Source organism: Arthrobacter sp. Y81 (assembly GCF_002929335.1).
Classification (GTDB): Bacteria; Actinomycetota; Actinomycetes; order Actinomycetales; family Micrococcaceae; genus Arthrobacter.
The window spans coordinates 35,012-59,627 of record NZ_PJIL01000015.1 but is presented as its reverse complement, the minus strand read 5'-3'; the positions used below and the strand labels follow the sequence as shown (position 1 = coordinate 59,627).

Annotated in this window: 21 protein-coding genes and 1 pseudogene; 13 read left to right on the top strand and 9 right to left on the bottom strand. The window is 63.6% G+C overall.

Annotated elements, in window-relative coordinates:
• Positions 1-3 precede the first annotated feature (3 nt).
• From CXQ91_RS17995 to CXQ91_RS17970, 6 genes are all read left to right on the top strand, one after another.
• Positions 4-1,110: an ABC transporter permease gene (locus CXQ91_RS17995; RefSeq protein WP_104175268.1), complete on the top strand. Its 1,107-nt coding sequence runs from the start codon at positions 4-6 to the stop codon at positions 1,108-1,110.
• A gap of 67 nt (positions 1,111-1,177) precedes the next feature.
• Positions 1,178-2,323, top strand: a complete 1,146-nt coding sequence (locus CXQ91_RS17990; protein WP_219816543.1) for a substrate-binding domain-containing protein — start codon at positions 1,178-1,180, stop codon at positions 2,321-2,323.
• 105 nt (positions 2,324-2,428) lie between these two features.
• Positions 2,429-3,370: an NAD(P)-dependent oxidoreductase gene (locus CXQ91_RS17985; protein ID WP_104175329.1), complete on the top strand. Its 942-nt coding sequence runs from the start codon at positions 2,429-2,431 to the stop codon at positions 3,368-3,370.
• Between the two features lie 116 nt (positions 3,371-3,486).
• The gene (locus tag CXQ91_RS17980; protein ID WP_104175267.1) at positions 3,487-4,533 is read left to right on the top strand and encodes a sugar-binding transcriptional regulator; all 1,047 of its coding nucleotides are present in this window, start codon (positions 3,487-3,489) and stop codon (positions 4,531-4,533) included.
• A 57-nt stretch (positions 4,534-4,590) separates the two neighbouring features.
• The gene (locus CXQ91_RS17975) at positions 4,591-4,860 is read left to right on the top strand and encodes a multicopper oxidase domain-containing protein (RefSeq protein WP_258074089.1); all 270 of its coding nucleotides are present in this window, start codon (positions 4,591-4,593) and stop codon (positions 4,858-4,860) included.
• A gap of 145 nt (positions 4,861-5,005) precedes the next feature.
• A complete protein-coding gene (locus tag CXQ91_RS17970) occupies positions 5,006-5,764 on the top strand; it encodes a multicopper oxidase domain-containing protein (RefSeq protein ID WP_181038944.1) in 759 nt (252 codons plus the stop codon).
• A 6-nt stretch (positions 5,765-5,770) separates the two neighbouring features.
• Here CXQ91_RS17970 and CXQ91_RS17965 read toward each other — a convergent pair whose 3' ends face one another.
• On the bottom strand, positions 5,771-7,261 hold the full coding sequence (locus tag CXQ91_RS17965; protein ID WP_104175264.1) for a GntP family permease: 1,491 nt from the start codon (positions 7,259-7,261) through the stop codon (positions 5,771-5,773).
• A gap of 252 nt (positions 7,262-7,513) precedes the next feature.
• Here CXQ91_RS17965 and CXQ91_RS17960 point away from each other — a divergent pair, with 252 nt between their 5' ends.
• The 3 genes from CXQ91_RS17960 to ppsA all read left to right on the top strand — a co-directional run bounded on the left by CXQ91_RS17960 (position 7,514) and on the right by ppsA (position 11,660).
• Complete coding sequence (locus CXQ91_RS17960; protein WP_104175263.1) at positions 7,514-8,083, top strand: VOC family protein; 570 nt, start codon at positions 7,514-7,516, stop codon at positions 8,081-8,083.
• 189 nt (positions 8,084-8,272) lie between these two features.
• Positions 8,273-9,091, top strand: coding sequence for a pyruvate, water dikinase regulatory protein (locus tag CXQ91_RS17955; protein ID WP_104175262.1), 819 nt, complete (start codon positions 8,273-8,275; stop codon positions 9,089-9,091).
• Positions 9,092-9,242: 151 nt separating this feature from the next.
• Entirely contained in the window at positions 9,243-11,660 is a 2,418-nt protein-coding gene (ppsA, locus tag CXQ91_RS17950) for a phosphoenolpyruvate synthase (RefSeq protein ID WP_104175261.1), read from the top strand.
• A 516-nt stretch (positions 11,661-12,176) separates the two neighbouring features.
• On the opposite strand, the gene CXQ91_RS17945 is transcribed toward ppsA, so the two are convergent.
• A complete protein-coding gene (locus tag CXQ91_RS17945; protein ID WP_104175260.1) occupies positions 12,177-12,563 on the bottom strand; it encodes a carboxypeptidase-like regulatory domain-containing protein in 387 nt (128 codons plus the stop codon).
• A gap of 743 nt (positions 12,564-13,306) precedes the next feature.
• On the opposite strand from CXQ91_RS17945, the gene CXQ91_RS17940 reads away from it, so the two are divergent.
• A complete protein-coding gene (locus CXQ91_RS17940; RefSeq protein ID WP_104175259.1) occupies positions 13,307-14,314 on the top strand; it encodes an NADP-dependent oxidoreductase in 1,008 nt (335 codons plus the stop codon).
• Positions 14,315-14,355: 41 nt separating this feature from the next.
• On the top strand, positions 14,356-15,228 hold the full coding sequence (locus tag CXQ91_RS17935) for an alpha/beta fold hydrolase (protein ID WP_104175258.1): 873 nt from the start codon (positions 14,356-14,358) through the stop codon (positions 15,226-15,228).
• Positions 15,229-15,425: 197 nt separating this feature from the next.
• Here the strand turns inward: CXQ91_RS17935 and CXQ91_RS17930 are convergent, their stop codons facing one another.
• Positions 15,426-16,139, bottom strand: a complete 714-nt coding sequence (locus tag CXQ91_RS17930) for an SDR family oxidoreductase (protein WP_104175328.1) — start codon at positions 16,137-16,139, stop codon at positions 15,426-15,428.
• A 200-nt stretch (positions 16,140-16,339) separates the two neighbouring features.
• On the opposite strand from CXQ91_RS17930, the gene CXQ91_RS17925 reads away from it, so the two are divergent.
• Positions 16,340-16,942: a TetR/AcrR family transcriptional regulator gene (locus CXQ91_RS17925; RefSeq protein WP_104175257.1), complete on the top strand. Its 603-nt coding sequence runs from the start codon at positions 16,340-16,342 to the stop codon at positions 16,940-16,942.
• Positions 16,943-17,158: 216 nt separating this feature from the next.
• Here CXQ91_RS17925 and CXQ91_RS17920 read toward each other — a convergent pair whose 3' ends face one another.
• The 6 genes and pseudogenes from CXQ91_RS17920 to CXQ91_RS25375 form a co-directional block, all read right to left on the bottom strand.
• The gene (locus tag CXQ91_RS17920) at positions 17,159-18,667 is read right to left on the bottom strand and encodes a glycoside hydrolase family 32 protein (protein WP_104175256.1); all 1,509 of its coding nucleotides are present in this window, start codon (positions 18,665-18,667) and stop codon (positions 17,159-17,161) included.
• Between the two features lie 105 nt (positions 18,668-18,772).
• The gene (locus tag CXQ91_RS17915; protein WP_104175255.1) at positions 18,773-20,380 is read right to left on the bottom strand and encodes an ABC transporter substrate-binding protein; all 1,608 of its coding nucleotides are present in this window, start codon (positions 20,378-20,380) and stop codon (positions 18,773-18,775) included.
• Positions 20,381-20,452: 72 nt separating this feature from the next.
• Positions 20,453-21,421 carry a carbohydrate ABC transporter permease gene (locus CXQ91_RS17910; protein WP_251043188.1) on the bottom strand — a complete coding sequence of 323 codons (969 nt, stop codon included), beginning with the start codon at positions 21,419-21,421 and terminating at the stop codon, positions 20,453-20,455.
• Between the two features lie 7 nt (positions 21,422-21,428).
• Complete coding sequence (locus tag CXQ91_RS17905; protein WP_104175253.1) at positions 21,429-22,403, bottom strand: sugar ABC transporter permease; 975 nt, start codon at positions 22,401-22,403, stop codon at positions 21,429-21,431.
• Positions 22,400-23,443, bottom strand: coding sequence for a LacI family DNA-binding transcriptional regulator (locus CXQ91_RS17900; RefSeq protein ID WP_258074086.1), 1,044 nt, complete (start codon positions 23,441-23,443; stop codon positions 22,400-22,402). Before CXQ91_RS17900 ends, CXQ91_RS17905 begins: the two co-directional genes overlap by 4 nt.
• Before the next feature lie 260 nt (positions 23,444-23,703).
• Positions 23,704-23,922 (bottom strand): annotated as a pseudogene (locus CXQ91_RS25375) (MFS transporter); the annotation flags it as partial.
• Between the two features lie 39 nt (positions 23,923-23,961).
• On the opposite strand from CXQ91_RS25375, the gene CXQ91_RS25370 reads away from it, so the two are divergent.
• On the top strand, positions 23,962-24,573 hold the full coding sequence (locus tag CXQ91_RS25370) for a substrate-binding domain-containing protein (RefSeq protein ID WP_258074085.1): 612 nt from the start codon (positions 23,962-23,964) through the stop codon (positions 24,571-24,573).
• Positions 24,574-24,616: the final 43 nt, after the last annotated feature.

Sequence of the window (24,616 nt, the reverse complement as noted above, 5' to 3'; positions counted from 1 at the left end):
CACATGAACCAGATGAACACCAACCGCCAGCGGGGCAGCGTCGCCCACCTCCTCGGACCCTATGGACTCGTCGTGATCCTAATGGTGCTGTTCGCGGTCTTTGCCCTGATCCTGCCGCAAACATTCCTTTCCGGCCGCAACTTCAACGCCATTCTCAGCAACCAGGCAATCCCGGCATTGCTGGCGCTGGGGGCAATGATTCCCATTGCCACTGGAAAGTTTGACCTGTCCATCGGCTATGGGCTGGGGCTCTCCCACGTGATTGTCCTCAAGCTCATCGTCGACAGCAACTTGCCGTGGGGGATCGCCGCCGTCGTGGCCATCGCCGTCATGGCACTCGTGGGCGTGATCAACGGCTTGCTGGTCGAATTCGGTCAGATCGACTCCTTCGTAGCGACGCTGGGCACCGGAACCGTGCTGTACGCGATCACAGGAGCCATCACGAACGGGGCCCGCGTCGTACCGGGCGACGGCGGGCTGCCCGTGTCCTTCAAGGACCTCTACGACTCCAAGATCGCCGGCGTGCCGATCGTTGCCGTGTACCTCCTGGTCGTGGCCGTGATCCTGTGGATACTGTTCGAACGGCTGCCGCTGGGACGCTACTTCTACGTGCTGGGTTCAAACCCCCGCGCCGCAGCACTGATCGGCATCCCCACCAAGAGGTACTCCATTTACGCCTTCGCCTTCTCCGCAGTGGTTACCGGCGTCGCGGGAGTGCTGCTTGCCTCCCAGCAGCAGATCGGAAACCCCAGCGTCGGCATGGACTACCTGCTGCCCGCCTTCGTGGGAGCGCTCCTGGGGGCTACAGCCATCAAACCCGGACGCGCGAACGTGATCGGAACTCTGGTTGCAGTCATCACTCTGGCCATCGGCCTGGCCGGCATCTCCCAGTTGGGCGCCCAATTCTGGGTCACCCCGCTCTTCAACGGCGTCACCCTGCTGATTGCGGTCGGTCTTGCCGGCTACTCCGCCCGGCGCAAACTGCGTGCCGGTGCGGTGGCCGCGCCGCCGCCCAACCTCCCCGCCGCAGGCGACGCCAGCCCTCCAACTCCCGGAGGACCTTCCACGGGCGCGGGGCTACCGGCCGCCCCAGCCACCACCGCCGTCTAGCACCGCAGCACCACCACGTACACCCTGCACCACATTAGGTAATTTTCCATGACCGAAAGGCTTCACCATGAACAACTCCGCCCCAAGACTGCTGCTCGCTGCCGGCGCCATCATGGCGCTTGGACTCACGGCCTGCACCAGCGGTTCGGCTGAGTCAGCCGCCGCCGGCGCAACCGCTGGCGGGGACAGCGGCTGCTCCGACGTCGTCGCCACCGCGCAAAAGGCCATTGACGCCGCATCCAAAACGGACAGTCCGTGGGATGGGCCCGCCTCAGGACCCAAGGCCGCAGCGGGGAAAACCCTCGTCTACGTGGCCCAGTCCATGACCAATCCTGGTGTCGCTGGAGTGGCCAAGGGACTTCAGGAGGCAGCGGCGACCATCGGCTGGAACGTCAAAGTCATCGACGGCCTGGGAACTCCCGCCGGGATCCAGAGTGCCTTCAGCCAGGCGCTGACCACGAAACCGGACGGCATCGTGATCGGCGGCTTCGACCCCAAGACCACAGCCGCCCAGGTTTCCGAGGCCAACTCGGCTAAGATCCCGCTGGTAGCGTGGCAGGCGCTCTCCACGCCCGGTCCCAGCACCGATCCGCTGCTGTTCACCAACATCACCACCAAGGTTGAGGATGTTGCGAAAATCAGCGCCGACTTCGTCATCGCCAAATCCAACGGCAAGGCCGGCGTCGTCATCTTCACCGACTCCTCCATCCCGTTTGCCGAAGGCAAATCGCAGATGATCAGGAAGGAACTGGAAACCTGCTCCGGCATCAAGGTCCTGGAATACGACAACGTTCCCCTCTCCGACGTCAGTGCAAGAATGCCGCAGGAAGTGTCCTCGCTGCTCAGCAAGCACAACGAAGCCTGGACCTACTCCGTGGCCATCAACGACGTCTACTACGAAAACGCGACTGCAGCACTGCGTGCAGGCGGTGTGAAAGCGGGCGGGGCTCCGTTCAATGTGGGGGCGGGCGACGGCGATTCCTCCGCACTGCAGCGGATTAAGACCGGCGAATACCAGACTGCCACGGTCCCGTCACCGCTGAAATCGGAAGGATGGCAACTCGTGGACGAGCTCAACCGGGCCTTCAACAACCAGCCCGCCAGCGGCTACGTCCCGCAGGTCCACGTCTCCACCAAGGAAAACACGACGGCCACCGATGCCTGGGACCCGGAAGGTTACCAGGACGCGTACCGGAAAATCTGGGGCAAATAGTTCGGCCGCAGGATCCCGCTCAAGTACACCCGGGCACTCGCCCATGAACCAAGGTTGACATTGAACAACGATCACAAACCCCAGACCCCCGGTCCGGCGAAGAGCATCATAGCGCGTAGGGCCGGTTTCGTCGGACTGGGGCTGATGGGTGCCCACATGGCCGCCAACCTCCTCAAGGCAGGGTGGTCAGTCACCGCATGGAACCGTTCGAGCGCCGCGGCTGAGGACTTTATGCGGCTGGGCGGATCCCGCGCCCTAAATGTCGCGGCCCTTCGGGACGAGCCGGTGATCATCTTTATGCTCCCGGACCTCTCCTTCATCGAGGACGCCGCCTCCGGCCTCCTTGCCGAGTGGCGTATGACCCCGCCCCGGCCGGGCACACTTGTGGCAGTCATGAGCAGCGTTTCCCCGGTGGCCGTCCAGGCCTTCGGCCGTGCCGTTGCCGAAGCCAGCGGCGGAAACGCCGTGGTGCTTGATGCGCCGGTCAGCGGAGGTACTGAAGGGGCACAGCGGGGAACCCTTGCCATTATGGCCGGCGGACCGGAGGACCACTTCGGGCGGCTCCTGCCGGTCCTCGAGGCGATGGGCACCACGGTCCGGCGCCTGGGCGAACTCGGGGCAGGGTCCTTGGCCAAAGCCTGTAATCAGCTGATCGTGGGAAGCACGACGGCGGCGCTCGCGGAAGCCGCTGAGCTTGCCGAACGCTCGGGGATGGACGTCGGGGCACTGTATGAGGTGCTGTCCGGCGGGCTGGCCGCCAGCCGTGTGCTGGCTTTCGTCGGACCACGGCTGGCGGCCAAGGACTACGCCCCTACCGGCCCGGCGAAATTCATGCGCAAGGACCTTTCCTTCGTGCTGGAGAGCGCTGCAGTCGTGGGGGCCGCCGTGCCGATGGCCTCCGCGGGCGCCGAGCTTTACGGCAAACTCACGGACCAAGGCCTAGGGGATCGGGACCTTGCCGTTGTGCGGCAGGCCATCGCAAACCTCAGCGATACCAAGGTCACCGCCGCCAGCATGACCGTCCTCGTTCAGGAGACGCCACAATGAACGAAGAAGTCCGCCGAGTCGGGCAAGGCGCTGCTCAGTTTTGCGCCGGCTGGCTCTGCACATCTGTCCTCGGCCGCTCCTCCGAACTGGGCGTGACCGTGGGCGTGGGCTAGGCGTTGGGCCGGGCGGAGGAGGACCTTCACGACGAGCTCCTGGAGCGGGTGGCACGCGGCTACTTTATTGTCGGCCTGCTGCAGAACGACATCGCGGCGGCTGAACATCTCTCGCGCCCCAGTGTCTCGCGACTCCTGGCGGAGGCGCGTGCCCGGGGCGTTGTGCAGTTCAGGATCGGGCCGCCCGTGGACCGCGTCCGGGAACTGGAAGCGGAATTAGGGCGGCGGACAGGCTTGCGCCGCTGCGTGGTGGCGACGAACAAACCCCGCGCGCTGTACGGGACCTCAAGCAGGCTCGGCTACGTCGCTGCCCGCTATCTGGAGTCGCAGCTTGCGGGTGTTGGTCTTCTGGGAGTGGCATCGAGCCGCTCGCTGTCCTCCCTTGCCGACTCCCTGGCAGCGGGCTATCGCCCCGATCTGAAAGTGGTTGACCTGTTGGGGTGCCTGCCCGGCGGGCGGTCTGACGAAGCTGGTGGGTCAGGGGAAGGCAGCGCAGGAGAGGGGAGGGGTCCCAACACCGCGCAGCTCATAGCCGCCCGGTTGGACGCGGTGTTCCGTGCCCTGCCGGCGCCGTTCGTGTACCGGACGGGAGCGGCGCGCGACGCCGCCCTGGGCTCGGAACTGGTCCGCGGTTCGCTGGAGCTGGGGCAGCGCTGCGACCTTGCCCTGGTGGGGGTTGGTTCGATGCAGCGTTTCGATGGGACCGGCGTCTACAGTCCGGTCACTGCCCGGGAACTGGAAGTGCTTGCGGGGCAGGGGGCGGTGGGGCATTTGTGCGGCCACTTTCTGTGCGCGGACGGGTCGCTGGTCCATACCGAGGAGGCGCCCTTCCTTCTGGGAATAGGGGCTGACGAACTACGGCGGATCCCGCAGCGAATCGCCGTCGCCGCCGGGCGGCAAAAGGTCGCGCCGATAGCAGCGGCCATCAGCGGCGGCATGATCTCCGAACTGGTTACGGACCACCTCACGGCCGACGCGCTGCTGCAGCTGCTTCACGAACAGAACTGGATTTCGAAACCCCGCCCGCGGCCTATGGGCGGCTGGGTGTGACCAGGCCGGTCTCGTAGGCGAGGATCACCAGCTGCGAGCGGGACCCGGATCTTCGACTTGACGGCCCAAGCCGGCACCACCGATTTCACGGACGCCGGCGCCACGGAGACCATGGGTTTCAACGGAGCCTTCCTCCGGCCAACGCTGCGTGCTGCCCGCGGCGAGAAGGTGGCGGTGAATGTCACCAACCAGCTGGCCGAGCCCACGAGTGTGCACTGGCATGGCATGCACCTGCCGGCGGCAATGGACGGCGGCCCGCATCAGTTCAGGACAAGCAATTCACGGCCGGCGGGCAGCTGTCACTGCGGAATATCGGCAACGAAATAGGGGTGCTCGGTCCCACCACCATGGTCAACGGCAGCCTGGCTCCGTCCACGGGTCACCACCGAGAAGATCCGACTGCGGCTCCTCAACGGATCCACCGCCCCGCATCTACAACTTCGGCTTCTCCGATGACCGTCCGTTCAAGCTCGTGGCAACCGACGGCGGGCTGCTGCGAACGCCGGTGGATCGGCGCAACATCCAGCTCTCCCCGGGCGAACGGGCCGAAATCGTGCTTTCGCTTGCGCCCGGCGAGGACACCATGCTCCGCTCCTCAAAGCCCGATCTCGGTGCCGTGGCCTCGCCCTTTGCCTTCGGCGGCGAGGATTCCTTCGACCTCTTGAAGCTGCAGGCCGCTCCGGTACTCGAGGCATCGGCAGATATTTCCCCCCGCCTGGCAACATTCGCGCATGACGAGCGTGCCGCCTCCGTGACCCGGTCCTTCACCGTGGAGGGCCGCGAGATCAACGGCCGGAAGATGGCAATGGACCGGATCGACGAAACCGTCACCTTGGGCGTCACCGAGATCTGGGAAGTCAGGAACGGCAACCCGTTCCCGCACAACGTCCACGTCCATGACGTCCAGTTCCAGATCCTGAGCATCGACGGCGCGGAGCCACCGGACCACCTCTCGGGCCGAAAGGACACCGTGTATCTGTCGCCGCGGAAAACGTACAGGCTGATCATGTCCTTCGAGGACTACGCCTATCCGGACGTCGCCTCTATGTACCACTGCCACCTGCTCCTGCATGAAGACGAAGGCATGATGGGCCAGTTCACCGTGACTGATCCGGCGGCAGAAGCCGGGGCGCCCGAGCCTGCTCCCGATCAGGAAACCGGCCACACCGGGCATCAGCATCGAGCAGCCATCGTGACGTGGCGTCCTGAAAGCGGAAGAGGCGCATCATGAGTTGGCTCAGGACACCGCGAGCCACAGCAGCGACGCTATCGTTGCGCTGACCACGCCCATGATGGTCACACCCGCGGTCCACGTCTTGAGCATCACCTGTTCGCTGATGCCGAAGTACCGGGACAACACCCAGAAACCGGCGTCGTTGAAGTTGGACAAGCACATGCCGCCGGCCGATACACCGACGGCCAGCAGGGCCAGCTGACTGGGGTTCAGGCTCGTCGTGTCGAAGGACTGTGCCAGCAGTACCGCAACAAAGGTGACTGCCGCCGTCGTCGTTCCCAGCGTTGCCCGCAGGATTGCGGCGAGCACAAAGCCGAACAGCACCAGCGGAAGATGAACGTCCGCGAGGGTGTCCAGAAGTTGCTTGCCCACGCCGGACGCACCGATGATGGAGCCGAACGCGACGCCGCCGCCGGTCGAGACCAGGATTTCGCCCACCGGTTTCATCCCCTGCATCCCGAAGAACGAGATGCTCTCTCCGCGCCGGACCCTGGGCGTCAGCAGCAGTGCGTAGGCACAAAAAACGGTGATGGTGAGCGCAAGCCAGGGAGTGCCAAGGAACGCCAGGATATCGAGTACCGTCTGGGCAGGTCCGCCGAGGCGCAGGGAGCCGGCGAGGGTCTGGATCAGGATCAGCACAACGGGGAGCAGCAGGACAAACAGCAGTTTCCCGACGGCGGGACGCTCGTGCCCGTCCAGCACGGTCAATGTAGCGGACCGGCCAGGCTCGGTTGCCACCGCGGCGGAGTTGCCACCGCTGCCTGCGGGTTCCCCGAAAGCGGCACCGCCGGCTGGCACCGGCCGCGTACCCTCGGTGAGGCTGCCGCCGTCGTAGGCTGCGTCAATATCAACGGTGCCGTTGCCCGTCACTTTCCTGGCCACCCTCTGGGAGTAGAGGAAGGCGATACCGACACCGGGCAGCATCGCGAGCAGCCCGTACATGATCAGAAGCCCGAAGTTCACGTTCAGTGCCGTGGCGATGGCTACCGCTCCCGGGTGCGGCGGAACGATGGAGTGCATGCCCAGGACAGCGATGGCCATGGGGATGGCGAAGAAGATGATGGATTTCTTGGACTGCCGGGCGACGGCGATGGTGACCGGCGCTAACAGAATGACGGCGGTGTCGAAGAAGATGGTGCTGCCCACCAGAAGCCCGCACATGGTCATGGCCAGGGGACCGCGCTTGTTTCCGATGCGCTGGAGCATCTTTTCGCCCAGCACTTCGCTGCCCCCGGAGCGTCGGATTATTTCGCCAATCACACACCCCAGAGCGATCAGCGGCACCATGTGGCCCAGCTGCTTCCCCATGGCCGGTTCCATCACCGCGAAGATGCCGGCCTTGGGATCGATGAGCGGCACGCCCGTGACCAGGGCAAGGCCGACGGCGACAACTGTCATGGTGATGAAAGGGTGGATCCTGAGCTTCACAATCATGAAAAACAGGACAACGATGCTGAGGACCACCATCGTCATGGAATACCAGATCGGATACATATCGCTCCTTCGCGACAACAGGCAGCGCCGACCGGCGGCTGTGCCGCACGTCACTGGATAGGGTTTCGGGCCGACCTGATCCAACCCGTCACGGGATGCGCCGGTCAATCAATCCGCGGGAACCTGAACATCCGTTCCAAAACCCGGAAAATTGGGCTGTTTGTGCGCGAGCCTGCTGCGGCGAAGCCAATACTGGAGCTTCGATTTACACGCCAAACTCACCGCCGAGACGGCCGAACAAAGGGTTGCATCATGCGTCAAGACCAAGCCAAGAAGTCACGAACTAACGAACTGCCGGCACGCACCATGAGCATGCACCATGTGTGCCTGGTTGTGTCAGACATTGCCGCGTCACGGGATTTCTACGTCAACGTCCTAGGCTTCGAGGAAATCCACCGGCCCACGGATTTTGTTTTCCACGGTGCCTATTTCCAGAATGGAAACGTGGAAGTGCATGTAGTCCGCGAAACTGAACCGGGCCGGCTTTCCCGGCATGCTCCCGGCTGGGGCGGTGAAGAATTGCGCACGGGCCTGTGCCACCACTTCGCAGTGCTGGTGGATTCGTTCGAGCCGTTCCTCGCAGCCATGCGCGAACGCGGACTCGAGCGGGTGGGCGGACCGCGCGTCCGCGACGACTACGTGGAGCAGATCTACATTGCCGATCCCGACGGCCACATCATCGAGCTTTTGTGCCAGCACACTCCGGAGTCCGGCCACGCGCGGCGCATAGAAATTTTCGATCTAGGCATCGCAGTTCCCGTCGCGCCCGGGCATCACGTCCTCGATCCGCGGATCAAGTATGGGGTGCACTGCACAGGTTAGGCCAGCTTGCTGTGCGATCTCTTGTGCGGAGGTCCGGATGCCGGGAGGGGCTTTTACGTCCCGCAATGACGTCAGTGACCGTATTTTCCAGTCGCAGACAGCCCAGGGCTGAAGCTGGCAGGACCTCCCTGGCCGCCTCCAAAGGGCGGCCAGGGAGATCCGCCAACTGATGTGGGGGAGAATGCGTTCATGACCAATGACGATCTTCGGCCTGTCTACTTCCTTTCGGACAGCACCGGCATCACCGCGGAAACCCTCGGCAACACCTTGTTGACGCAGTTCCCCGCAAATAACTTTGACCGCATCACGGTCCCCTTCATCACGACCGTCGAACAGGCCAGGACGGTGGTCGGCACTATCGACAAACTGGCCGCCACCGGCCCCCGGCCGATCGTCTTTTCCACCGCTGTCAGCAGCGAGATCCGCCAGGCGCTGGCCACGTGCCGGGGCATCGTCGTGGATCTTATCGGGACGCATGTCGGACAGCTGGAGGAGGCCCTCGGCTCAGCTGCCAGCGGCGAACCGGGCAGGGCCCATGGCCTGGGCAACGCTGAGCGGTATCAGTCGCGGATGGCCGCGGTCGAGTACGCCATGGAACACGACGACGGCCAGAGCCTGCGCGCGCTGGAAAAGGCGCAGGTCATCCTGGTGGCGCCGTCCCGCTGCGGAAAAACACCCACAACCATGTATCTGGCGCTGCAACACGGAATCTTCGCCGCGAACTTCCCGCTGGTGGACGAGGACTTTGAGCGGGAGGGGCTCCCCAAGCCGCTGCGGCCTTTCGTTGAGAAATGTTTCGGCCTCTCCTCGAACCCCCTGCGCCTGAGCCAAATCCGCACCGAAAGGCGCCGCGGCTCGCCCTACGCGTCGCTGCGGCAGTGCGGCTTTGAGCTCCGCAGCGCCGAGCAGCTGTATGTCTCCCACCGGATTCCGTACCTGAATTCAGCCACGGTATCCGTGGAGGAAATGGCGGCCACTATCCTGCAGCGCATGAACCTCAAGCATTAGGGAAAATTTTCACAAACCCGGTGTGGCGCACATCATGTGGAAAGAGCGCTCCAGACCTGTCAGTGTGGACAGGATTCGCGCCCACCAACCGGCCATCGCCGCGAGCGGGGCGGCATATCTGCATGCCATCATCTGCAAAGGAGCAGTAACCATGACGACAGACATCCTGTGGTTCTCAGAACTCGGACTCAAGGACCTGGACAGGGTGGGCGGAAAGAACGCCTCCCTCGGGGAGATGGTGCAGAACCTGACCTCTGCCGGCGTCCAGGTCCCTGACGGCTTCGCCACGACAGCGGACGCCTACCGGACCTTCCTTGCAGACTCCGGCCTGGACCAGAAGATCGCCGACCGCCTGGTCGGCCTGGACACCGACGACGTGACGGCCCTGGCGGCCGCGGGCAAGGAGATCCGCGCGCTGATGCGCGAGACGCCCTTCCTGCCGGAGTTCGAAACGCAGATCCGGAACTCATACCAGCAACTGGTGGACAAGCACGGGGGCTCCGAGGACCTCTCCTGGGCCGTCCGTTCCAGCGCGACGGCGGAAGACCTGCCCGATGCCTCCTTCGCCGGGCAGCAGGAAACCTTCCTGAACGTCCGCGGGATCGAGAACATCCTGGTGGCCATCAAGGACGTCTTCGCGTCTCTCTACAACGACCGGGCCATCGCCTACCGGGTGCACCACAAGTTCGAGCACGCTGAAGTGGCGCTCTCGGCGGGCGTCCAGCGCATGGTTCGTTCCGACGTCGGCGCCTCCGGCGTTATGTTCACCATGGACACCGAATCCGGGTTCCAGGACGCCGTCTTTGTCACCTCCTCCTACGGCCTCGGCGAGGCCGTCGTCCAGGGTGCCGTCAACCCGGACGAGTTCTACGTCTACAAGCCCGCACTGGAGGCCGGCCGCCCGGCCATCCTCAAGCGTGGACTGGGCGAGAAGGCGCTCCAGATGACCTACACGAGCAACCGCGAAATCGGCCACACCATTGACTTCGTGCCGGTGGAGGCTTCGCTGCGGAACCGCTTCAGCCTCACGGACGACGACGTCGAACAGCTCGCCCGCCATGCCGTCGCCATCGAGAACCACTACGGCCGCCCGATGGACATCGAATGGGGCAAGGACGGGATTGACGGCGGCCTGTACATCCTGCAGGCGCGCCCGGAGACAGTGCAGTCCCGCCGCGCCTCCGGAAGCCTGAGCCGTTTCCGCCTCAACGGGTCCGGCCGGGTCCTGGTCGAGGGCCGCGCCATCGGCCAGCGCATCGGCGCCGGAACCGTCCGCATCCTCACCTCGATTGACCAGATGGCCGCGTTCAAGACCGGCGACGTCCTCGTCGCGGACATGACCGACCCGGACTGGGAACCGATCATGAAGCGCGCCTCCGCCATTGTGACCAACCGCGGCGGACGCACCTGCCACGCGGCCATCATCGCCCGCGAACTGGGGATTCCCGCCGTCGTCGGCACCGGCGCCGCCACCGACGTGCTCTCCGACGGACTCGAGGTGACCGTCTCCTGCGCCGACGGCGAGACCGGCGTCATCTATGAGGGCCTCCTGGACTTCAGCGTCGAGGAAACCGAGATCACCCAGCTGCCCGAGGCCCCGGTCAAGGTCATGATGAACGTCGGCACCCCCGAGCAGGCCTTCACGTTCGCGCAGCTGCCCAACCACGGTGTGGGCCTGGCCCGGCTGGAATTCATCATCAACCGGCAGATCGGCATCCACCCCAAGGCGTTGCTGAACCTGGACGAACAGCCGGCCGACGTGGCCACGGAAATCCGGGAACGGATCGCCGCGTACGGCAGCCCGCGCGACTACTACATCAAGCGCCTGGCCGAAGGTGTGGCAACCATCGCCGCGGCGTTCGCGCCGGAGCCGGTCATTGTGCGCATGTCGGACTTCAAGTCCAACGAGTACGCCAATCTGCTCGGCGGGCCGGCCTACGAGCCGCACGAAGAAAATCCGATGCTCGGCTTCCGCGGCGCCTCCCGCTACCTGGAGCCGTCCTTCCGGGACTGCTTCGACCTCGAGTGCGAGGCACTGTCCTTCGTCCGCAACGAGATGGGGCTCACCAACGTCAAGCTGATGATCCCGTTTGTGCGCACCCTGGACGAGGCCCGCGGCGTCATCGAACTGCTGGCCGAGAACGGCCTCACCCGCGGCGAGAACGGCCTCGAGGTGATCATGATGTGTGAGATCCCGTCCAACGCCCTGCTTGCCGACGAATTCCTGGACTACTTCGACGGATTCTCCATCGGCTCCAATGACATGACCCAGCTGGCCCTGGGCCTGGACCGGGATTCCGCGATTGTCTCGGGTGGCTTTGATGAACGCGACCCCGCCGTCAAGAAGCTCCTGAGCATGGCCATCAAGGCCTGCAAGGCGCGCGGTAAGTATGTCGGCATCTGCGGGCAGGGGCCCAGCGACCACGCGGACTTTGCCCAGTGGCTGGTCGAGGAAGGCATCGATTCAGTCTCCTTGAACCCGGACACCGTGGTGGATACCTGGCTCCGGCTCGCCGGCGCGGCAGGTGTAGCCGAGGTCGGGGCGGCAGTCGGCGCCAAGGCGAACTGACTCTCCGTTTCGACCTGAGTGCCCGCCCGGGGAAATCCCTGGGCGGGCACTCCCGTTAGTTCAGTGTGCAGTCAGGCCGGGTTGATGTCAGGCGCGTCTTTCGTCAGCTCGGTCGTTCTCTGCCCAGTGACGCGCGGCGGTACCATCCGGTGGTTGGCTTCGTGAGCTTGCTGCTGTTGGCACAATTCCGGTTACTGCAGTGCGACGGGATTTCGTCCTGCGGCCCTTTGGCGCCCGGCCCCTCGTATTTCAACCTCTCCAAAACCACAGCTGATCCACACGCGGCACAGATAAGAATTGACCGCATGGCTATTCGCTGCCTGTATCAGCCGGGCAACCCCTTCGGCGGATAGCGTTTAATTCGCGGATGCCGTCTTTGGCCCTGTCTTCCATACGTCCCCCTGAATTGGCCTGCGATTAGCGTACCGCGCTCGGAGCCCGGCACGCGTTCCAATGCACAGCCACGCCATGGCAGCGGCCGGACGGCGGCCAGGCATCAAGTGCTACCCCGACGGCTCAGCGGATCCCGCTATCAACAATCAGCGTGATTTGAACAGGATTGTCCGAGACGAGCACGTCCTCGGAAGCGGTTGACGCATAGCCGCCGACGTTGGTGGCCTTGATGACATAACGGCCGTCTGGCAGCGCCAGGCGGAAGGCACCTGCCGTATCCGTGAGCGTGGAGCCCCGGACGCCGTCTCTGTCCAGGGCAACGACCGTTGCGCCGGGTACGGGGCGCGGCGGACACTGCTGGCCAACACGTTCGACCGGACAGACCGGTGCCGTCAGGACGTAACCCGTGACCAGTCCTGAATGGCCCTGCACCCGTCCGGACTCGTCGGCGCACCCGCACAGCAGGAGGGCACCGGCGACCACCAGGGTCAGGTCAACACGTGCCACCATCACTCACCAAGCAATCCTGAACATCCCGACGCCGGTTCCCGCGATTCCATACGGAGGACCGCCCCGCGGCTCAACGCCTTGTGTACAACACCGAGTATCCACGCTTCCCGAGCCGGAATACAGGCCTTTCCGGGACCCGTAGGCGACAAAGGATCACTCAAGCCGGACGCATTGCCGGGTTCTGCCGACTGGTGCAACCGTCTGTCACGAGTCCTCCCTTGACAGCATTACTGAGCGTGCTCATAATTGAGGTGACTCGGATATGCTGACGAAAGCGCCAAGAAAAGGACATGTTAGGGCGGGCACAATGCAGAGCTACCGGAATTCCCCGTCGCTGACTGTTTCGGTAGCGGGCCCAGATTATGCCTACCCGGAGCTCGGCGTCGTGAACGGCCTTGCCACTGACCGTCACGTGATCGCTTTGGGATATCGCGGCGTCGGCGACTCCACCGGTCAAGTCAGCGACTCAATCGAGGTTATGGCCGCGGACGTGGTCGACGTCATCGGTGCGCTTGGGTACAACCGGGTCGATGTGGTCGCCATGACCCGCAGGACAGTCGTGACAGCAATGCACGCCGTCGTCAGCTTCAAGGGTCCGAAGATGTGTGCTCCCGGACTCAGGCCACGGCGTCGCTTTCCAAAACCACCACGCGTTCGTCGGTGCCGTCCGGGATTTCCTCCGCCGGTAGCAGTGGCGTACGCCGACCTCACTAAACAAATCCAGCAAGAAGGAACCAGCAGACATGAGAGCGTTCGTTATCAACGAGTACAAGGGACCGCTGCAGGAAACGGACGTCCCTGAGCCAACCGTGGGGGATCGCGATGTGCTTGTCCACGTGATGGCTGCAGGCCTAAACCAGCTTGATGAAAAAATCCGGGAAGGCGAATTCAAGCAGATCCTGCCGTACAAGCTTCCGATAATTCTCGGCAACGACGTCGCCGGCACCGTCATTCGGACCGGGTCGAAGGTGCTCGGGTTCAAGCCCGGTGACGAGGTCTATGCCAGGCCAAGAAAGGACCGCATCGGCACGTTCGCCGAGCGCATCGCCATCGCCGAAACAGACTTGGCCCTCAAACCCGCATCGATCAGCCTGGAGGAGGCGGGAGCGTTGCCGCTGGTAGCGCTCACCGCGTGGCAGGCCCTGGTGGAGCGCGGCAACCTGCAGCCGGGCCAGAAGGTTCTCATCCATTCCGGCGCCGGGGGAGTGGGATCAATCGCGATCCAACTCGCCAAGCACCTCGGTGCGACCGTCGCCACCACGGCGAGCAATTCCAACGCGGACTTCGTTCGCGAGCTCGGAGCTGACACCGTCATCGACTACCGCGGCCAGGATTTCGAGCAGCTACTGGACGGCTATGACCTCGTGCTGGACGGCCTCGGCGGCAAGAACCTCGGGAAGTCGCTGCGCGTCTTGAAGCCCGGCGGCAAAGCGATCGGAATCGCCGGGCCCCCGGATCCAAGCTTCGCGCGCGCAGCCGGCCTGAACCCTGTGCTGCGTCTTGTGATTGCAGGACTGAGCAGCGGCATCCGGCGCCAGGCCAAGAGGCTCGGTGTGAGCTACGAGTTCCTATTCATGCGCGCCAGCGGCGACCAGTTACGTCAGATCACCGCTCTCATCGACAACGGAGCCCTCCGACCCATCGTTGGACAGGTCTTCCCTTTCGATGAGACCGCCCGGGCCCTCCAAGGTCTGGAAAAGGGCGGCATTCGCGGCAAAGCCGTCATCAGCCACCGCAGAGCAGAACACTAGCCATTTCCGATAAATCCACAACAATTCAGGGGAGCACCATTATGGGCACTCACAACACTTCGAGCGGGCCTGTCATCACGTCCTACGCCAAGGCACGTGCCCGCACCGTCACGGCTGATGGCGGCGGCGTCACCTTCGCTTACCGCGAGCTGGGGCCTACGCGCGGCGTCCCCGTCATCTTCTTCGTACACCTCGCTGCGACCCTGGACAACTGGGACCCCCGCATCATCGACCCCATCGCCAAGAACCGCCATGTCATCGCCTTCGACAACCGCGGGGTGGGTGGATCTACCGGACGGGTGCCCGACAGTATCGAGGCAATGGCCGACGATGCCGTGTCCTTCATCAAAGCGCTCGGTTTCGGCAAGGTCGACATTTTCGGTTTCTCGCTCGGCGGAATGGTCGCTCAGGCGCTTGTGATGAAACATCCCGACCTGGTCCGCAGACTCGTCCTCACGGGCACGGGGCCGAGAGGCGGAAAGGACATGGACAAGGTCGCCGGTACCACCTACTACGACATGCTGCGGGCGGCCCTGACGCGATCGGACCCGAAAGAGTTCCTTTTCTTCAACCGCAACACCACCGGCAAGCGAGCCGCAGAAGCATTCGTGAAGCGGCTCGAGGAACGCACCGTCGATCGTGACGCCCCGATCAAGGTCAAGGCATTCCAGACCCAGCTGAAGGCCATCAAGAAGTGGGGGCGCGGGGCGGCGGCAGACCTGTCCGAGATCACCCAGCCCACCTTGATCGCGAACGGAGACAACGACCGTATGGTGCCCTCAATCCTTTCGGAGGACCTGCACCGTCGTATTAGCGGATCCGAGCTCATCATCTATCCTGACTCTGGCCACGGCGGCATCTTCCAGTTCCACGAGAAGTTCGCACCCGCGGCCGTCAGGTTCCTCGCCGACTGACCCTCACCGGACGTACGGCGATTTGTTTCGAGGACCGTCGAACGTTGCCCACGACAACCCCCTACCAGCACTTTTGCGACGTGTCCGCGACCCTGACTTTCGTCAAAGACGGCGTCATTCTCCGTCTGATGGGAAGTAGCGGCTGATGGCGCCGTGATCATGCGTGTGCCAGGATCACGGCGCCATCCGAGAGCGGCTTAGGCTTTCGTGCCCGTCAGCTGGGGATAAACCGCCTCGATGGGTGCGCTGAGTCCCGCCTTGAGCTGCACGGAGGTGTCGTCGGCGAGCACCTCGTACTCGCCCGCCTCGACGGCGTCGAACACGGCGCGCACGAGGTCCGCCGGGTCTGTTTTGGGGTCAGTCGAGTGCGCGGCCATTGCCGTGTCGACATATCCGACGTGCACGCCCACGACGTGGACCCCCTCGGGGGCGAGTTCCAAGCGCAGCGAGTTGGTTGCCGACCAGAGGGCTGCTTTGGTGGCACTGTAGATGCCCGCGACTGCGTACCAGCTCATTGCAGAGTGGATGTCGATGATCACGGACTCGTCTTTGGCTGACAGGATCGGTGCGAAGGCGCGGGCCACGAACAGCGGGCCGAGGAAGTTCGTCTCTACGTTGGCCCGGATTTCTTCGTCGGAGTGAGTAAGGATGCCCGGGCTGGACACGGACGTGCCGGCATTGTTGATCAACACTGTCACGTCCCCTGCGGCATCGACTACCGCCAAGATGGAATCAGGGTCGGTGACATCGAGGGTGAGGGGGACGACGCGCTCGTCATCCCAAGTGCGGGCGGTGCGGGCGGTGGCGTAGACCTTGCTCGCGCCGCGGGCGAGGGCATCGCGGACGAAGTGGGTTCCGATTCCACCGTTTGCTCCAGTGACAAGGACGACTGCTCCGTTGAGTGTAGGCATGTTCACGGTCTTTCCATTGTTGGATCGCCGCACCTGGCGGTGCAGCAGGTCGAAGGTTTTCATGAGCGTCACCGCTGCCGACGAGCGAGCTTGGTGCTTCGGGCCGCCGTGGGATGATGAACGCAGGCACATTCGAGCCCACACAGTAGTGACTACACTCATAACTGAGTATGGTCAGATTCTATTCCGGAGGACGTGTTATGCCAGTCGCCCCTCAGCCGGTCGGCCGACGTGAGCGGAACAAACAGGCCAAACTCGACCGCATAACAGCCGCTGCCCGCGAGCTCTTCGCAATGCACGGTGTGGATGAGGTCACCACTCAGCAGATCGCGGACAAGGCCGATATTGGTGCCGGCACACTGTTCCTATACGCCAAGTCAAAAGGCGAATTGCTCCTGCTCGTACAGAACTCCAGCTACTCTGACGCGCTCGTTAGGGGCAAAGCTGCAGCCGAGACGGTACCCGACCCGCTCGAAGGGGTCATGGCAATCGTCCGCCCGGTTGTCGAATGCAATCGCGGCCAGATCGAAAACGGTCGGACATACCTGCGGGAGATGGTCTTCGGCGATCCCGAGGAACCCCACCACCGCGACGCCCTCGACCTGACTGTTCAGACCGAAGAAGCGATCACCGTCGTGCTGCGACGGGACCCACGTGTCGAGCCCGGCGACGCAGCCGCGCTCGCGCACGTCATTTCCGCGATTATGTTCCTCAGCATGGCGGCCACGACTAATGCCGCCGCCACCGTCGACGACATCGTCAGTGAGATCAGGGACCAGGTCAGAGTTATCCTGCCGCGCTGATCGCTGACTTCGCGAGCTCCGACCTTCTGGCGGTAGGCGCCCTGCGCGCCATCCACGAGGCCCACAGACGGGAAGATCCAGCTATTCCCCACAGAGCTCATCATCCGCCGGTCCTGCGGCTACTGACCCTCCCTTCGTGTGGATTCGGTGAGGGCCTTCGCCCACAACTACGACGTCGAATTGGGGCTGCGCAGGGCTGGCCGGTGACGGTCAGCGTTAGGCGTATTGGGTGACGTGCAGGCTGTTGATCGTTGCCGAGCCACCGCTGGCGTATACAGCCAGGTCGGTATAACCGGGTGCCGGGAAGATCAGTTCCGTCATGGTGACCAGGCCGTCCTGGGCGAAGACTTCCACGGAGCAGTGGTCAACGTAGATGGTGAGCTCGTAGGAGCCGTCCGCAGTCCGGATCGGGGCGGTGTCGATGGAGGCGAAGGCTTCATGAAAGTCTGTCTGCCCTGATTCGCGGCGGTCAACAATGAGGGCCCCGCCAGCGGGCCTGATGCCGATGCGGGTACCGTAGTCGCCGTCGCCGCGCACGACCAGCCCGAATTCCTCGGCTGTTCCCGGGGTGAGGGTGATATCGATGCGCTGGACGCTGCCCGCGGCACCTTCCAAGATGTGGGTGCCCTCGGCTATTTCGGTGTCCGTAAGGGTGAACTTTTGGCCTGCCTCGGGAAGCGTGGCGAAATTGCCGGCTGCCTTTTGGGTAAGGCGCGGTTTACCGTCGATGGTGTGCAGGGAAATCTCGCGGGCCAGGGCCATGGGGCTGCGCCATGGTGAGGTGGGGATGTGATTGGCGTATTCCCAGTTGTTCATCCAGGCGATCATCAGACGGCGGTTGTCGGGTGCGTCGCTGAAGGAGACGGCGGCGTAGTAGTCCCGGCCCCAGTCCAGCCACTGGTATTCGCCCAACCATTCCGGGTCCTGGGGGCCTTCGGTCACGGTGGTGGCGGAGGTGAATGTGGTCCCGTCGAAATCGCCGACGAAGTATTGCCCGGCAGAGCCGTTGTTCGGGCCGCCGGGGTTGAGGTTGACGGTGAGGACCCACTGAAGGTTCGTCGGGTCGCCGTCGACGGGGAGGGAAAACAGGTCAGGGCATTCCCAAACGCCTCCGGTGGCGTTGGCCGGGCCGAAGGTGCTCAGCGGCTCCCAGTTCTTGAGGTCGTAGGACTTATAGAGCACAACCTGGAAGTCTGTGGCTTCGACGGCGACCATCACCCAATAGCTGCCGGCGTCGCCGTCGTAGCTGATGACTTTGGGGTCGCGGAACTCCGCTGACCCGCGGTTCAGGACGGGGTTGGCAGTGTGTTTGGTCCACGTGTAGCCTCCGTCCAGGCTGTAGGCCAGGGACTGCGCCTGGATGCCCTGGTGTCCGGAGCCGGGTTTGAACGCGCTGGTGTAGACGGCCACCAGAGGCGGAGCCGAGTTGGTGCCGAATCCGCTGGTGTTGTCCCGGTCGAAGACGATGCTGCCGGAGAAGATGTCTTCTTCGTCGTCGCAGGCGATGGCGACGGGGTGTTCGGTCCAGGTGAGCAGGTCCGGGGAGGTGGCGTGTCCCCAGGACATGTTGCCCCAGACATTGTCCAGCGGGTTGTTCTGGTAATAGAGGTGGTAGACGCCGTCGTGGAAAATCAGGCCGTTGGGGTCATTGAGCCAGGTGTTCCGGGCGGCGTAGTGCAGGGCCGGACGGAAGGTGTCGGCCGTGGTGGCGGTCGCGGCAGTCATGAACGCGGAGTCTCGATTCTGTGCAGGTCTGGGGAACGCGTATGCGGGAGCTTGGGGGCCCGGGTGGGCCGGCGCGGACCGGCCCACCCGGCAGGTCAGTCAGAGCTAGGAGTTCTTCTTGTAGCGGTCGTAGGCCTGCTGGTAGACCTCGATCATTTTGTCGACGCCGACGTTCTTGAGCTGGGAGACGTAGCCGTCCCATTCCTGCTCGATGCCGCCGGAGACGATCCACTTGGCGACGTTCTGCTTGACCAGTGAGGTGGTGTCCGTCTGGATGGTGCTGATCTGCTGGAGTTCTTCGTTGGACAGGGCGACCGGGGGGTAGCCGTCGTTGCCGGCGAAGGGCTTGTAGAGTTCGTTGACGGTCTTTTGGCGTTCAGCGGCGCGAGGTTCGGGCGCGACGACGGTGGTGAAGTTCTCGGCCGTGTTGGCCTTCGGGCCGCCGGGGGCGACCTTCTGGCGGCGTTCGCCTTCGCTGGTTCCGGCCGGGGCGGGGATCTGGGTCAGAAGTCCGCTGGCGTCCTTTTGCAGGGTTTCGCCGATCGGCCCCCAGTTGGCCTGGGCTGACTGGATGGGGTCGTAGAGGTTGTCGGCCCAGCGCATGGTCGCTGCCGGGTATTTGTTGTTGCGGGTGATGGCGAAGGCGCCGCGGGCGATTTCCTGGTTGTTGGACTGGCTGGCGATCCGCTTGCCGTCCGTGCCCTCAAGGACCGGGACCAGGGCGTAGTTGTTGGCTCGGTCGGCGCCGACCATTTCAGGGACTTCCCACCAGACGAAGGAGCCGAGGTTTTCCGTGGCGGCCTTGCCCTTGGCCAGGTAGGCCTTGTCGTCCTGGGAGAACGATTCCGGATCGATCAGGCCCTCCTGGTACCACTCGTGCAGGGTCTGGATGGCCTTTTTGTAGCCGTCCTGGGTGGGGGTGAAGATGACTTTGTCGTCCTGGACGATGCGGTGGTCCATATTGTCCGGCACTCCGCCGAGGGCGGCGATCAGGTCAACGATGTCCCCGCACCAGGAGCCGGGCATGAAGCTCAGCGGTATGGTCTTGCCGGTCCCGGACGCGTCCTGGGTCTTGAAGGCCAGCAGGGCGTCGTGGAACTCACCGATGGTCTTGGGCATCGGGATGTTGAGCTTCTTCAGCCAGGCGGTGTTGATGGCCAGTTCGTTGGGGAACTGGACCAGGCCGAGCTCTTCGACGGACGGCAGGGAGTAGATGTGCCCGTCCGAGGAGGTGATGGCTGCCTTGATGTCAGGACGGGCGGAGAGCAGCTTGGAGAGGTTGGGCGCGTTCTTCTCAATGAGTCCATCAAGGGCGATGAGGGTGCCGCTGGCGGAGTAGGTGGCGATCTCGGCGTCGGTGAGGCCGGTGTTGAAGAAGGCATCGGGAAGGTCACCGCTGGCCAGGATGAGGTTCTTCTTTTCCTGGAAGACTGTTTCGGGCAGGTTCTCCCAGTTGATGTGGACGTTGGTGGCCTTTTCCCACTCCTTGACCACGACCATGGTGTTGTAGTCAGGGGCCAGTGCCGCTTTGGTGCCGGAGAAGGTCAGGTCGAGTTGCTTGCTGACGATCGGGAAGCCTGTTTCCTGGAACCCGAAGTCGGTGGAGGCGTCCTTGATTTCCGTGGTGCCGGAGCCGCCGCCGGAGCAGGCGGTGAACGTCAATGTTCCGGCCAGGACGGCGCCGAGGGCGGCGTATTTACGGCTGAGTGCCATGGTCATTCCTATTCTGAGGTGGGGTTGCTGCCGTCCGATGGCGGTTGCCCGGGCGGTCGATTTGGGGAGGAGTTATTTGACGGCGCCGATCATGGCGCCCTTGGTGAAGTGCTTCTGCATGAATGGCAGGGCAATCATGAGCGGCAGGCTCGAGACGACGATCATGGCGTACTTGGTGAGCTCTGCGATCCGTTGCGCAGCGGCATAGGATTCGATGTCTCCGCCGGTGGTTCCGGTGGAGGAGACGTCTGATTGGATGAGGATGTTGCGCAGGACGAGCTGCAGCGGGTACTTGGAGTCGTCGTTGAGGAAGATCAGCGCGTCGAAGAACGAGTTCCAGTGCGCCACGACGTGGACCATGATCATGAGCATGATCAGCGGCTTGGAGAGGGGAAGCACCATCCTGAAGAAGAATTTGAAGTCGGTTGCCCCGTCCATCTGGGCGGCCTCCCGCAGTTCGTTCGGGATAGTGTGTTCGAAGAATGACCGGGCGATGATCAGGTTCCAGACCCCCACCGCGCCAGGGAGGACCACGGCCCAGACGGTGTCCAGCATGCCCAGGTCACGGACCACCAGGTACTTGGTGATCAGTCCGCCGTCGAAAAACATGGTGATCACGAACAGCAGCATCAGGATTTTGCGGCCGGGCATGTCCTTGCGTGACAGCGCGTAGGCTCCGCAGAGGATGGTGCTGACGCTGATGGCGGTGCCGAGGACGGTGTAGATGACTGTGTTGCCCAGGCCGTTCCAGATCCGGCTGTCGGCAAAGATCCGCTCATAGCCTTCAGTGGTGACCCCGGAGGGGAACAGCCAGACCTTGCCCTCGTAGACAGCGTTGGGGTCGCTGATCGAGGCGATCACGATGAAGTACAGCGGGTACACCACGGCCAGGATGGACAGCAGCAGGACAGCGGTTGCGGCGATGTTGAAGACGCGGTCACCGTACCTGTCCCTGAGCGTCGGCCTGGGGCGGGGGCGTCCGCCCTGGCTGACGGTCCGGTTCGGGTTGTCGATAGTGCGGGGGTTGGTTGTCAATGACATTTCGGCATCACCACAGGGTCGCTTGGTTGGCCCGGCGCGCCACCGTGTTGAAGAAGAGCAGCAGCGCCAGGTTGAGGAGGGAATTGAACAGGCCGATGGCGGCCGAGTAGCTGAACTGCGCCTGCTGCAGGCCTGCGTGGTAGACGTAGGTCTGGATGATCTCGGAGGACGAGAGGTTCAGCGGCGTCTGCATGAGCAGCGCCTTCTCGAATCCGACATTGAGCAGGTTGCCGATAGCCAGGATGAATAGCACCGTCACCACCGGCATGATGCCTGGCAGATCGATGTGCCGGATCCGCTGGAGCTTCGAGGCGCCGTCCACCTTGGCCGCGTCGTGAAGGGCCGGGTCAATTCCGGCCAGGGCCGCCAGATACACGATCATGGAGAAGCCGGCGTTCTGCCAGACATCCGAGATCACGTAGATGGGGCGGAACCACTCCGCGGAGCCCATGAAAAAGATCGGCTCGCCCCCGGAGAGCTGGATTGCGTTGTTCACCAGCCCCGATCTGGGGGAGAGGACCACGAACATGATGCCGACCACCACGACGGTGGAGATGAAAGCGGGGGAGTAGAGCACCGTCTGCGTGAACTTCTTGAACCTCTCGCTCTGGAGCTGATTGACCAGCAATGCCAGGATGATAGGGATCGGGAAGGCTACCAGCAGGCCCAGAACCGCGATCCACAGGGTGTTGCCGACGACCTGGCCGAACTGGTAGGAGTTCACGAACCTGATGAAGTGCGTCAGGCCCACCCAGGGGCTGTCGGTGAACCCGTCCACCGGGTTGTAGTTCTTGAAGGCGATCTGCACGCCGTACATCGGCCAGTACTTGAAGACCAGAATGTAGACGATCGCTGGAGCTAGTAATACGTATAACTGCCACGCCCGAGAAATCCTCTTCATGCGGAGCGAAAGAGAAATTTTTCGTTGCGGCAACGGTGCCGCCGACGGACGCCCGCGTCGGGCCGGGATGGTGCGGCTCATGGCATCTCCTTAGGATGGGTCACTGACATGCGTTCAACGAGAGGGCAGTCCATCAGCTCGACCCGGCCATCGGGTTCCGCGTTTTGGAGGATCAGTTCAACCGCACGCCGGCCCATGGCGGCGAACGGCAAGTCGAGGGTGGTCAGGCCGGGGCGAAGGTGCGGCGCCAGGATCGCCTGGTTGTCGAAGCCCACGATGGATACATCCCCGGGGATTGATAGCCGCAGGTCAGACACCGCCTGGTAGGCGCCCCATGCACCACGGTCGTTCGCACAGAAAATCGCGGTTGGTGGCGTGGCGGCGGTCAGCAGCTCCATCGCATACTTGTAGCCATCTTCCTCGCCGCCCGCGCCGAAGCGGACCAGGGCGGGGTCCACTTCCAGACCCGCGTCTTCAAGGGCCGCCGTGTAGCCCTGGTATCGACCGACGGCAGCAGGCAGCCCGCTTTCCAGGGTCTCGATGTTAATCAGCCCTATCCGGCTGTGCCCTGCATCCAGCAGCCGGCGGGTGGCGGTGTAGCCGCCCTTCACTTCGTCGGGGGCAACGCTTGGGAGGCGGCCGGCACGGTCCTGGGAGTTCAGTACCACGGCCCGGACACCCTCCAGGGCCTCTGGAACGTCCAGCAGCCGGTGATACATGGCGGCGTAGACGACGCCTGCGACCTTGTAGGAGAGCATGGTGTCCAGGGATGCGGCCTCGAGCTCCCTATCTCCGCCGGTGTTCACCGTGAGCAGGAGGAGCCCGTCCTCCCATGCCCGCTGCTGCGCGCCTTCAATGATGGCACCGGCAAAAGGGGAGGTGGCCACGGAATCGCCGATGAACCCGATCATGCCGGCCACTCCTTCGCGGAGAACCTTGGCGTGTGCGTTGGTGCGGTAGCCGAGCCGGTTCACAGCGTCCCGAACGCGCTTGCGGGTTTCCTCGGAGAAACGCGAGCCGGAGGCCGAATTCAGCACCAAAGACACGGTGGCCTGTGAAACGCCCGCAGCAGCAGCGACGTCGTGCATTGTCGGTCCTGACTTTGGCCGTGATCCAGCCATGGGCACCTCCTCGGGCCAGTACTCGTTCGTGGGTTATTCGTATAACTGGATCAACTGTAGCGGGCGTCACATCGAGCGTCAATAGGGGCCAAGGCGTCCCGGGCGGACAGGGTCTGCCCGAGCTTGTTGACCTTCCGGCACCCTGGTCCTGACCGTCACACGGGATCGCTGGCGGATTCCGTGTGACGGTCAGCGGGCAATTCGGAGTTTCGGGATTCAGTGAACGGCTCGGCTGTTCGGGATCGGTGGCGCGTACTGGCCTATTTCTTGTGGACGATGTATATAGCGCCGGTCGTAACGTCCTCTTCGAGCGCTTCGAGGGTCCGGCCCCGGGTTTCGGGGACCTGGGTGTAGATGAAGATCAGCGCCAGGATACCGACGATGCCGAACCGGAAGAAGGTTCCCTTGATGCCGCCTGCCGCCACCAGCGACGGGAAGAACAGGCCGAGGAAGGCATTGGCGATCCACAGGCAGAAGACATCATCATCGCCGCGACTTTCCTCGACACCGATGCCCGGGTGCGGGAGCTGGCAGCCACGGTGCCTGTCGTTAGTGTCACCCGGCGGGTCGCCGGCGGTGACAGCGTCTATTCGGATGACTGGGCGGGCGCGGCTGCGGCGACGGCGCACCTGATCAGTCTCGGGCATGCACGGATCGCCCACATGACGGCTACGGCGTACGAGGGACACGAGGAACGTCGTCGCTCGTATGCAGCCACCATGCACAATGCCGGACTTACTCCCGAGGTTGTCACCGCAGACAGCTACACACAGCAGGCGGCAGAGCGGGCCGCAGCCGTTTTGCTGAACAGGCAGGACCGCCCCACGGCGGTATTTGCGCACAATGACGAAATGGCGCTCGGCGTCCGCGAAGCAGCATACGCCGCGGGCCTTTCCGTACCCCAGGATCTCTCCATCGTTGGTTACGACAATTCCCGAATCTCCCAACTCCACGGCATCGACCTGACCTCGGTAGACCTGCAGGCGCGCGAACTAGGCCGGCGGTCGAGTGGTTGCGTTTGCTCTCCTTTTCAGCCGCCATCGGTCGATTGGCGCTGGCTCTGGCATGGGAGCCCCTGGTCCTATCATCCGGGGGACGTCCGGCGTAATCTGGACGGAATTCACGTTTAGGAAAAGCCGAAACAGGAAGGCGGTACACGCGGGCGTGAGCCTC